General features: G+C 42.1%; 6 protein-coding genes. 2 read left to right on the forward strand and 4 right to left on the reverse strand.

The window, feature by feature from the left end; translation table 11 throughout:
* Both WN50_RS37035 and WN50_RS37040 read right to left on the reverse strand, forming a co-directional pair.
* Positions 1 to 461, reverse strand: a 461-nt coding sequence (locus tag WN50_RS37035) for an RNA-guided endonuclease TnpB family protein (RefSeq protein WP_342586721.1), incomplete at its 3' end; no start/stop codon positions are given.
* Complete coding sequence (locus tag WN50_RS37040) at positions 412 to 1,140, reverse strand: transposase (protein WP_063847359.1); 729 nt, start codon at positions 1,138 to 1,140, stop codon at positions 412 to 414. The genes WN50_RS37035 and WN50_RS37040, both read right to left, overlap by 50 nt.
* 485 nt (positions 1,141 to 1,625) lie before the next feature.
* Between WN50_RS37040 and WN50_RS01595 the strand changes: the two genes are divergently transcribed.
* Positions 1,626 to 3,800 (forward strand): serine/threonine-protein kinase, encoded by a 2,175-nt coding sequence (locus WN50_RS01595; protein WP_082172237.1) that lies wholly within the window; start codon positions 1,626 to 1,628, stop codon positions 3,798 to 3,800.
* A 26-nt stretch (positions 3,801 to 3,826) separates the two neighbouring features.
* Here the strand turns inward: WN50_RS01595 and WN50_RS01600 are convergent, their stop codons facing one another.
* Entirely contained in the window at positions 3,827 to 5,851 is a 2,025-nt protein-coding gene (locus WN50_RS01600; protein WP_046278939.1) for an amylo-alpha-1,6-glucosidase, read from the reverse strand.
* A gap of 253 nt (positions 5,852 to 6,104) precedes the next feature.
* Here WN50_RS01600 and WN50_RS01605 point away from each other — a divergent pair, with 253 nt between their 5' ends.
* Complete coding sequence (locus WN50_RS01605) at positions 6,105 to 9,638, forward strand: sensor domain-containing protein (RefSeq protein WP_046278942.1); 3,534 nt, start codon at positions 6,105 to 6,107, stop codon at positions 9,636 to 9,638.
* Positions 9,639 to 9,898: 260 nt separating this feature from the next.
* Here WN50_RS01605 and mrdA read toward each other — a convergent pair whose 3' ends face one another.
* Positions 9,899 to 11,695, reverse strand: a complete 1,797-nt coding sequence (gene mrdA / locus WN50_RS01610) for a penicillin-binding protein 2 (RefSeq protein ID WP_046278940.1) — start codon at positions 11,693 to 11,695, stop codon at positions 9,899 to 9,901.
* Positions 11,696 to 11,989: the final 294 nt, after the last annotated feature.

Here is an 11,989-nt window from a genome sequence, read left to right on the forward strand (position 1 = left end):
ATATACGCTTCTAGTACCGAACATGATAGAGGATTGCGCGTTACAGGCAGGCTTACAGACTGCCCCACAATTGAAATCATCTTCGCGCCATTGAGATCTGCATCTCCTTTCCACCCACAATGACCGCACTTAAAAGTCTTGCCGCTACGGTAAGACTTTCCTTGTTTTGGGTGTATATGCAGGCATTTGTGGCAAGTTTGACTGGTATATCGAGGAGAAACAGCTACCACTTCAACCCCAACTTTTACTCCTTTGTATTCAAGAAATTGTCGAAGTTGATAGAACGCCCAACTATTAGATCTTCTGCGTTCAGTCTTGTTTCTAGGTTGAGTATTAGCTCTGTCTCTGATGCCCGTCAAATCTTCTACAGCCACACTAGCTTCAGTCTCTATAGCGCGAGAAATGATTTGTTTACTTATGTTGTGGTTTACCCAGGTAAGATAATCGCTTCTCTCTACCAGATAGCCGTTTCAGGAGTCGTTTTGCTCCCTTTGTGCCTTTCTTTTGAACAGAAGCCCTAACTCTAGAAAACCTATTTCTGACCTTTGTAATGTTTTCGCCGCTCCAATTAAATCCCTCGGATGTAACAGCAATATCGCGGCGACCTAAGTCCACACCAATAACATTGTCTGTATTTTTGGGAGATGGAGTTTGATCTTTAATCTGGATATGGATGTAGAGTTTACCGTCTCTATGTTTTGACAGAGTTGCTGATGTTGGCGTTTTTCCTTTCAGCTTCCCTATCTGATAGCTTCCTAAAATCAAGTGAACCCGCTCTCGCCCCTCTACTGTGGACAGACTAACGGTTTGATCTTTTTCCCTGTAGGAAAAAATCCTTGCGTCATAGTCTGCCGAAGTTGCTTTGAAAGTTTTAACTGGGCGTTTCTTTAAAGCGGCTGTTTTGCGATTAGAAGCAACCCTGGCGCAAGCCCTGACAACGAGGTTTGCTGACAATCCAAAACACTCTCTAACAGTTTTATAAACCTCAGCTTGTATCTTATTCTTGTTCTTGATTTTAGGATTGACGGTGCTATTTATATAGTTACAAGCATCTGCAAATTCCCCTAAAGTTAAGTCAAGCCTTTTCGCCTGTTCAGGGGTGGGTTGGATTTTGCAAACTATAGTCAACACTTGTTCCATGTTTTGATTATATCACCTAGATGAAAGCTTGACTTAGGCGACTAAAGTCGCTCGTGTCGAGCTTCCTCCCCGCAATGAATCACGGGGCTTCCGCTAACCCCGGACTATTTCCCGTGAATTTCTAGCCAGACTGGTTCGCCAATCCGGATTCTGTGCCACAATTAACTTAAACGCTCTGTTGGATCACAGCAGAGTCAATATCTCGTGCGAACAGTGATCAAGGACTGGGTTCTGCGACACTAAGCCTGATTTTGACAAGGTTGCATCAATTGTATAATGAGCTAGGAAAAACACCAAAAACTCATTAAAAATAGACCCTTAGATTCTCAATTTCCTGATTGTTTTTTTAATCAAAAATCCCTATTTTTTCCTTGGGGGAACATCCTATAACCCCGAAAAAGCGTTAACTAAAAATCAGAACCTTATTCCCATAGACTGCTGTTTAATTTTTAAAATGCCGATTTTTTTAGACGATAAACCCTCCTATGCAAATGATTGGTCAACTTTTAGATAGACGGTATCGCATCGTTCAAATCCTCAGTTCTGGGGCCTTTGGACAAACCTATCTTGCGGCTGATACTCGTCGTCCTGGTCATCCTCAATGTGTCGTTAAACAACTTCGTCCTCCCAATAATAATTCTAATATTCTGAAAACGGCATTACGATTATTTGAAAAAGAAGCGGAAATCTTAGAAAAGTTAGGACGACATAATCAAATTCCTCTGCTTCTGGCTTACTTTAAAGAACACAATCATTTCTACCTCGTAGAAGAATATATCGAAGGACATTCACTCACCAAAGAACTGGTTCCGGGTACACCTTGGCCGGAAGAAAGAGTGATCAAATTACTAGAAGAAATCTTAGAACTGCTTCTATTTGTCCATGAACAAGGGGTGATTCATCGAGATGTCAATCCCTCCAATATTATTCGCCGTCGATCTGATAAAAAATTGGTTCTGATTGACTTTGGTTCAGTCAAAGAAGTGACTCATCAATTCTTAAATGGGAATAGTCAATCGATGCGAACTATTGCGACGGGAACCCCTTCTTATATGCCGATTGAACAGTTTCAAGGTAATCCCCAATATAGTAGTGATCTTTACGCGGTGGGGATGATTGCCATACAAGCGGTTACCGGATTAGAAGCCTCTGATTTACCCAAATTACAAGACCCTAATCTTTCAGGGCCAGAAGATATCACTTGGCGAAATCGCGCTCGAGTCAGTGCAGGTTTTGCCAAAATTATTGATAAAATGGTACATCATTATTATGGGAAACGTTATGCTGCTTGTATCGATGTTATCTCCGATTTACGAAAACTAACCGGACGTTCAGACTTTACCTATGTTCCCAATTCTAGCCCATCAAACTCGGCAAAACCGATTAAAAATTGGGGTAAAATAGCCGGAGTGACGGCAACAGGTTTAGTCGGATTTTTGGTAATCTTTGGATTGATCAAAGTCTTAAATCGTCCCGATCCGGTAAAAGCCCAAGTCGCCTTTACTCAAGGGGTTGACAAACTCGAAAAAGGCAATCCAAAAGCCGCAGTCAAAACACTTTCTCAAGCGATTCATTACAACCCCAATAATTCCGAAGCCTACCGTCAACGGGGAAATGCTCACTACCAGTTGCAAGAATACCCAAAGGCAATAGAAGATTATACCGAAGCTATTAAACTAAATCCCAACTACACAAACGCCTATTTTAATCGGGGATTAGCCCGTTATGAGACTCAAGATTTCTCCGGGGCGATCGCCGACTATTCTAAAGTTATCGAGTTAGAACCTCAAGATGTTGATGCTTATTATAAACGAGGATTAGCTCAATATGCTCTAGAAAATTATCAAAAAGCAATAGAAGATTATAGCGCCGCCATTCGTTTACAATCGGATAATCCTCTTGCTTATCGATCACGGGGAATCGCCCGAGTTGATGCTGGAGATTTACAAGGTGGACTTGCTGATTATACCGAAGCAATTCGACTTGATCCTGAAAATATTTTAGCTTATTATGATCGGGGAAGAACACGCTTTCATTTAGGGGATTATCAAGGCGCTCTCAGCGATTATGATCGCGCTATTGAACTCGAACCTAACAACAGCGCTGTCTATGGAAATCGCTGTAGTACCCAGATTAACCTCAGCCAACATCAAGCCGCAATTGATGATTGTACAAAAGCCATTGAACTTGAACCGAACGCTGTGGCTTATAATAATCGCTGTGTTGCTTATTTGAATTTACAAGAACTCGACAACGGACTGGCTGACTGTACAAAAGCCATTGAACTCACACCAAAAGATCACAAAGCCTATAGTAATCGTGGAATGGTCTATGTTGCCAAACAAGATTTTGTTTCAGCGATCGCCGATTATACAAAAGCAATAGAACTCAACCCTAATGATGCTCAATCTTACAGCAATCGGGCAGTTGCTTACTACCAACTTCAAGATTATAATCGAGCGATCGCCGATTATGTACAAGCTATTCGTCTCAAACCCGACTATGCAACAGCCTATTATGGACGGGGATTAGTCCGAGTCACTTTAGGGGATAAAAGCGGTGCAATTAATGATTTTCAACAAGCCGGACAACTCTATTTAGAACAAGGATTAACGGGAGGATATCGAGATGCTCAATATCAAATCCAACAGTTAAAATAAACCCAGTTTGCCAACAATTTCACCTCTTATTTATCGCTTGCTAAGATCTCGGCGTTCGGTTCTGTTAAATACCAGGCTCGTAACACTTCAGCTACTGTCCAAGCTTGAGCGGGACATCCACAGGGACGCATCGGTGCATTTCCCTCAAAAATCTCACTCATACTTCCGACACCTGCTGCCAATAAATGATCGATCAGGGGTTGTAAATACCGACGGGCTTGGGCCGGATTTTTGTAAACTCGTAGATGAGCCAGAACAAATGGCCCCATCAACCACCCCCAAACCGTACCTTGATGGTAGGCACCATCTCGTTTGAGTAGATTTCCCGTGTAAATGCCTTGATATTGGGGATCATCAGGAGCCAAACTGCGAAGCCCATAAGAAGTTAACAGTTCTTGAGCGCAAATATCAACCACTTGACGCTGACGTTTGGGGTTTAACAAACCAGCATAGGAGTTAGCACCCAAAGGAGGCAAAGAAACCGCTAAGATTTGATTGGGGCGCAAACAGGCATCATTTCCCAGAGGCGTATCGATCACATCGTAACAATATTCTGCCGCTTCATTCCAAAACCTCACAAAGCCTTTCGCCGTTTGTTGAGCCAGTTGTTGATAGTCGTCGTAGGGTTTACCGAGTTGTTGAGCAAAACGCATCATCATCTGAAGTGCATGATACCAGAGCGCATTCACTTCTATCGGTTTTCCGATACGCGGTGTGACCACCCAATCTCCGACTTTAGCATCCATCCAAGTCAGTTGAGTACCGGCTTCTCCTGCGTAGATTAAACCATCCTCTGTATCGAGGTGAATATTATAACGAGTTCCCCGTTTATACCAGTCGATAATCTCCGCTAAAATGGGAAACAGTTCTTCGATGAACGCTTGATCCCCACTGGCATCAACATAAGCTCGAATCGCTTCAAAATACCACAGTGTCGCATCAACGGTATTATAGTCAGGCTGATCGCTGCGATCGGGAAAACGATTCGGAAGCATTCCTTGATCAACGTATTGAGCAAAGGTTCTCAAAATAGAGCGAGCCACATTCAACCGTCCCGTATACAGGGTTAAACCGGGAAGGCTAATCATCGTATCTCGCCCCCAATCCCCAAACCAAGGATAACCTGCAATAATGGTTTTACCATCAGGTTCTTCGGGAGTCGGACGATCGACAATAAACTGATCTGCCGCTAATATTAATTGCTCAATCCAGGCGGGGGTTTTTTCAGTCAGGGATGAATTTTTAATCAGTTGTTGTTCGTATTGATGACGGGACTCAAGCGCAATTTGACCATCGAGTTGGGGATGGGGGGTGGTACTGGTGACAAAGGTGATCGACTGTCCGGCTTCTAGGGTGGTATAAAAGGTGGCACCGTGTAGATGATCCTCGACATCATCTAAGCCCCGTTCCCGTTCAACAGCTAGGTCAAAGCCATAATACCAGGGATGAGTTGCGGTTGAGATAGCCACTTTTGCCCCATCGGTTAGTAAGTAGATGGGCGTCGCCAGTTGAAAGGCTTTGATGCAAATCCCATGTTCAATGGTATCAACTTGAATCGGCCATTGATTGGCGTGGGTGTTGTGGTGGTAGTCTCGGTGATTGACTAAGGCTCTCAGGGTGAGCGTCATCGGTTGAGTCGCACGACGGAGCGTATACTGAACGTAGGTTGTATTTTCTCCTTGCTGCATCCAAACCCGTTTTTGCAGCAGTGCGTCTGCACAGGCAAATTCCCAGGTGGGGATTGTCCCATCTAAATAAAAGCGTTCTAGATTTTTGAATCCCTCTGGATCAATTTTGCCGTCCGCCCAACGATTCGTGTAAATTGGAAACAACCGATTGTCATAGCTGACTGTCTCATCAAACTTTGCTAAGAGTAAAGTCCGACCCAAAGGTGGATGCAGAGCAGCTAATAGTAATCCGTGATATCGACGGGTTAACACGCCTGCTATTGTACCTGAAGCGTAACCACCTATCCCGTTGGTGACTAGCCATTCTCGGGATTCAGCAGATGCCAGATCACAACAGATTTCTCGCCCAAATGTAATAATCATGCTTGATCTCCTAACTTGCACTCAGTTTATCTCTCTGGTTTTCTGTCAATCTTCTGAGGGTAATGGTTCAGTAATAAAGACTGAGTTTTTATTGTAGATGCTGATTGGGACTTAAAAGAAATTCTATTTTTTCTTTTAAGAGTTGTCTAGGGAGCGGTGATATTTTTTTGAACACCCAATCAACTGAAATGAGTTAAAACAGACCCAATAAAACTTCTATCTTGAACTTGTTATGATATTATAAAGTATGTTAATGAATCCCAAAAATATCAAAAGAGCGATTGTAATTGGGGCAGCGAGTGGACTATTAGTGATTAGTACCACTGTAGCTCTTATTAGTTTACTTCCCCTTTATAGTCGCATCAAACAACAAGAAGAACAGAATTTATTGTTTCAGGCTGAAAAGAATGCCATTGCTCTCAATACGATTTTTCAACAAGCCAAAGAACAAGGCTTACAGTTCGCTCAAAATCCTCAAATAATACCGATTTTTAACGCCTCCGATGAAACTTTACAAGGGTCTAATAACTTAGAAAGTATTCGCACGACACTTGAAAAAGATCTCAATCAATTTAGGGTCGGAATTCTCTATATAAATTCTCAAAATCAAAATAAAATTGAGGTAGGTAAAGCTATTCCTCCTGAAGTTTTGAATCTTTTAAATACTTCCTCTACTTCCTCTCAAATCAAGCTCTTTTGGATCGATCAAGATTTTTACTTTACGGTTGCAAATCCAGTAATCGCTTCAACAAAAATTGCAACAAATATTACTCTATTTCGATTGCCTAAACTTGAAAATTTGACAGATTGTACTCAATTTTCAAGAGCTTGTCACACGATTTTGGGCATCCGACAACCGCAAAAAACAGAATCATTTTTTCCTTTAGATAAGCGGGAATATAAATCCAATCATCTCCTGCTAGAAGATGAGTCTATTAAGATTGCGATTGAAAAAGCAATTCAAGGTGAAACCGGGGCATTATGGTGTAAACAATGTGACTATTTTATTGGTTATAGTCCAGTTCCAAGCATTAATGGAAGTTTTATAGTAGCTACGGGTAAAATTCAACTTTATTCTTCTATTTACCAACAATTTTTAACCGTTGCTGGTACAATTGTAATTTTAATTGGACTGGGAACGCTAGGAATTGTGTTAATCTTGCGTCCCCTGACGAATAAAATGCAAACCGAAATTTTTGAACGTCAAAAAGCCGAAATCGCCTTACGCAAAGAAAAAGACTTTAATCAAACTCTCTTTCATGCAAATCCAGCTTTTCTTATTGTGCTTGATCCCGAAGGAAAAATCAAATTAATGAATGATGCGATGCTGAGTGCTTTAGGTTATACCCTAGAAGAAGTTCGGGGTACAGATTATTTAGCAACCTTTGTTCCTCGAAAAGATAAAGACTCTTTACCTTGGGTATTTGAGTTAATGATTCATCGCCGACTTCCCATCCGAACTGAAGAAAAAGTCTTAACAAAAAATGGCAAGGAAATTATTGTAGAATGGTATGGTCGGGCAGTTTTTAACTCAGAAACCGACGAATATGAACACTTTTTAGGTGCAGGACTTGATATCACTGAACGCAAGCAAGTTGAAGAAGAATTGCAACTCCTTCAACGCATTACAAAAGCCGTGAGTGTGGCTTCAGATTTTGACTCAGCGATTGATGTAGCCTTGCATTTAGTTTGTGAAACAACCGGTTGGGAATTTGGCGAGGCTTGGGTACCGAACCCCGAACAAACTTATTTAGAATACAGTTCAGTCGGTTATGGAAACACAGCCAATGCTACAGCATTTCGTCAGGAAAGTCATAGCCTCAGATTTGCACTGAATGAAGGATTACCGGGGCGAGTTTGGTTTTCTCAAAAACCCGAGTGGATTCCTGATATTTCTCGAGAAGCGGAAATTCAATTTCCTCGCAGTTCAATTGCCAATCAATATGAATTTAGAGCCGGATTTGGTGTGCCAATTTTGGCAAATAATCAAGTGCTAGCTGTATTGATATTTTTAATGTCTATTCCCAAAAATGAAGACAAGCGTTTAGTTGAACTGATTTCTTCTGTTGCCACCCAACTGGGGGCTGTGTTTCAACGCAAGCAAGCTGAGGCGAAATATCGAAATATCTTCAAAAATGCTGTTGAAGGTATTTTTCAGATGAATTTAGAAGGCGAATATACCAGCGTTAATCCAGCATTAGCAAAAATATTAGGTTATGATTCTCCCGAAAACCTAATTCAAAATCAAGCAAATCTCCAAGCAATTTACCTTGATGATAAACAATATTTTAAGTTGATTCAACGCTTAAATGAACAAGCTGAAGTCTGCAATTTTGAATCTCAAGTTTATCGCCGGGATGGACGTTTAATCTGGATTTTACAAAATGTAAGAGCTATTTATAGTCCCAGAGGAAAACGAGTAATTTTCTATGAAGGCTCTGTGATTGATATTACTAATCTTAAGAAAACCGAGGCAAAATTACGTTATAGTGCCTCTCACGATGCCCTGACAGACTTATGGAATCGGGCTTTTTTCATGCAAAAACTCAGACAGTCTATTCAATCTATTCATGAACAGCCTGATCACACCTTTTCAGTTTTATTTTTAGATTTAGATGGGTTTAAATTGATTAATGATAGCTTAGGTCATGCGATGGGAGATCTATTACTGATTGAAATTAGTAAGCGTCTGAAAAACTGTATTCGTGGTGGTGATATTTTGTCTCGATTAGGAGGTGATGAATTTACAATTTTGTTAGAAAATATTTCGGATCTTAGTGAAACCAAAGAAATTGCTTCCCGAGTATTAAAAGCCTTGAATAAACCGTTTACCCTCCAAGGTCATCAAGTCTTTATCGGGACCAGTATTGGTATCGTTCAAGCAACCTCTGACTATCACTTCCCTCCAGAGATTTTGAGAGATGCAGATACTGCTATGTATCGCGCTAAACAGCAGGGAAAAGGATGTGCTGTTATTTTTGATGCCGCGATGCGAACAGATACTTTGAGGCGTTTACAAATTCAAACGGATTTACGATGGGCAATTGAACGAGAAGAATTTCAACTTTACTATCAACCCATTATCGAATTGAGTACCCGTAAAATAGCAGGATTTGAAGCTTTATTGCGCTGGGATCATCCCAAAGAAGGGTTTATTTCTCCGACTGAATTTATTCCCGTTGCTGAAGAAACAGGTTTAATTGTACCCATTGGAGAATGGGTTTTACGAGAGGCTTGTCTTCAGCTTCATCAGTGGAAAGAGAAATTTGTTAATCATTCTTCTTTAGTGATGAGTGTGAATTTATCAAGTCAACAGTTTACCACAGATTTAAGTCAACGGATTGATAAAATCCTACAGGAAACTCAGGTTTTAGGACGAGAATTAAAATTAGAAATCACCGAAACCGCTATTATGACTGATCCGCAACTGGCGATCGCCACTTTAAATGAATTGAAACAGCGAGAAATTATGATTTGTATTGATGATTTTGGGACGGGTTATTGCTCCTTAGGATATTTGCATCAATTTCCGGTAGATATCCTCAAAATAGACCGTTCTTTTGTCAATCAAATGTCCGTTGAGGATAAACGAGAAATTGTCAGAGTGATTGTTGCCCTCGCTAAAAGCTTGAAAATGGATGTGATCGCCGAAGGAATTGAATTAATGGATCAATATCTTCAGTTAAAAGACCTTAAATGTAAATATGGTCAAGGCTACTATTTCTCAAAACCCCTACACCGACACGAAGCCGAAGAGTGGTTAGTCGGAACTCGTAAAGTCAGCTAATACAGGGAACAGGAGAAACAGTTTACAGTAACCAGTGACCTGTTACCAGTGAACAGTGACCTGTTACCTGTTACCTGTTACCTGTTACCAGCGCGAAGTGCGATCTTGGGGTTACGCCTGCGTAGAGCAACTTCGTAAGAGAGTGAACAGTAACCAGTGATAACTAATAACTAATAACTGTAAACTGTAAAAACTGGTAACTGTAAACTGTAAACTGTAAACTGTAAAAGCTGTTCACTGTAAACTGTTTCTCCTGTTCCCTACTTCTTATTTTTATTGGCAAAATAAGTTTGAAACATTTGCTTGGCAACCGGCGCCGCAGAAACCGAACCATAACCGCCATTTTCAATCACCACAGCAATGGCAATTTCTGGATTAGCGGCAGGCCCAAACCCCACAAACAGGGAGTGCGATCGCTGGCCTAAGACCTCAGAAGTTCCCGTTTTACCGCCTGTTAGGGGCAGGCCATCCTTCATCCCCTGGCCCGTGCCATACTCAACCACAGCAACTAACCCCTCTTTAATGGTATTAATCGCTTCCGGAGTTAACCCTGTTGGCACAGGTTTTGTTTCCGGGGTATTCGTCATTGAGGCCAATAAATGGGGCTTAACGCGATAACCGCCATTAGCGGCTGTAGAAACCATCACCGCCAACTCTAAAGGCGTCGTTAAAACGGCACCCTGACCAATCGCCATCGTGATAGTATCGCCCAAATACCAGGGTTCACCAAAGATTTTTTCTTTGTTATCTGGAGTCGGAACAAAACCACTAGAGCCTTCCGTTAACTTTAAAAGCTTCAAGTCTGTTGTTCCAATCCCAAAACGCTCGGCCCATTTCGCAATTTCTTCAGCTCCGACATCCATGCCCAAATTGTAGAAAAATGTATTGCTACTGAACGCGAGAGCATCTCTAAAGCCAATCACCCCGTAACCGCCACTATGTTCGTGAAAGGTAATTCCCCCAACGGTAATCGCATCAGAAGTGGCAATCACTGAGCCGGGAGTGTATTTACCTGATCCCATACCTGCTGCCGAAGAGATAATTTTAAACGTGCTACCGGGGGGATATCCTTGCATAGTGCGGTTGAGAAAAGGATTATCTTCCCCTTGCAGAAGTTGCCATTCTTCAGATGAAATCGGTTTAGTAAATATATTCGGATCAAAGCGAGGACTACTGGCCATCGCTAGAACTTCCCCCGTTTTCACATTCAAAGCAACAGCAGATCCTCTTCGATATCCAATCCCTTCTTCTGCTGCTTTTTGGATGGCTAAATCTAGGGTGAGTTTAATCGTTGTTCCTCCGACAGGGGCTTGTTCACCCAACAGTCGGATCTCTTGATTTTGAGCATTCACCTCAATTAAACGCGCCCCCCACACCCCAGAGAGTTGGTCATTGGCACCTGCTTCTAATCCCAATTTGCCGACGATCATTCCCATCGGATATTCCGGGTTGGCTTTTAAATCTTCTAGAGTCGCTTCGCCAATATAACCAATCACATGAGCGGCTACATCTCCATGAGGATAGTAACGATTGGAATCACTGTGAATTTTCACACCCGGTAACTTGAGAGCGTTTTCTCCAATCCAAATAAAGGCTTCTGGTGTTACCGACTGGGTAAGGCGAACAGGAGCAGCCGATTCATAGTCTACACGCTCTAACTTGGCGATAATTTGCTCAGTGGGGATATCGAGAACCTCGCTGAGTTGAGCCGCTGTCTTTTGCCATTGAGCCTTTGTTTGTTCCTTTGGCCACAAATAGACGGCTCGAGTTTGACGATTCGCCGCCAGAGGTTGATCATGGCGATCCAAAATCAAACCCCGATTAGACGGAATCGGCAACAGACGAATCCGATTTTCTTCAGCTCTGAGTCGGTTTTGCTTCCCGTCTATCAGTTGCAATTGCACTAAACGATAGATACTGAACCCCATCAGCGTGGTGATCAACAGGATAAATGCGACGGCTCGATAGAGAGAGTGATGGTCACGTTTATCGCGGCTGAGGGGTTTGGAGTAATCGATGGAACGAGTTTCAGACGAAATGGACAATTGACGCACCATAGTCTTTTGACATCCTCTCCTCCCTTTAGGGAGAAGATTCCTCACCACGCCACCTTTAACGGGTGGTCGCGTGCGGGGGGTTTACGCTTCCCAGGACGCTGCTTCAATAACCGGAGTCTTATGCCTTCCTCCACGTCCGTTTAAAGTCTCAGAATGTCCTCCCGCGACTATTAACAAATCTTGTTTTTGTTTGTTTGTGTCTTCAAGTTTGATTTTCTCATTGACTTGAAGACTTCCCTTGTTCTGCCCTCAACTAAAGGAGTTCCAACCTAATCTTCTATTCTGTAGTATTTA

It is taken from the genome of Limnoraphis robusta CS-951, from assembly GCF_000972705.2.

Coding starts and splice junctions, on each gene's coding strand:
- mrdA (WP_046278940.1), bottom strand. CDS start 11,695: ATGGTGCGTCAATTGTCCATTTCGTCTGAAACTCGTTCCATCGATTAC.
- WN50_RS01605 (WP_046278942.1), top strand. CDS start 6,105: ATGAATCCCAAAAATATCAAAAGAGCGATTGTAATTGGGGCAGCGAGT.
- WN50_RS01600 (WP_046278939.1), bottom strand. CDS start 5,851: ATGATTATTACATTTGGGCGAGAAATCTGTTGTGATCTGGCATCTGCT.
- WN50_RS37040 (WP_063847359.1), bottom strand. CDS start 1,140: ATGGAACAAGTGTTGACTATAGTTTGCAAAATCCAACCCACCCCTGAA.
- WN50_RS01595 (WP_082172237.1), top strand. CDS start 1,626: ATGCAAATGATTGGTCAACTTTTAGATAGACGGTATCGCATCGTTCAA.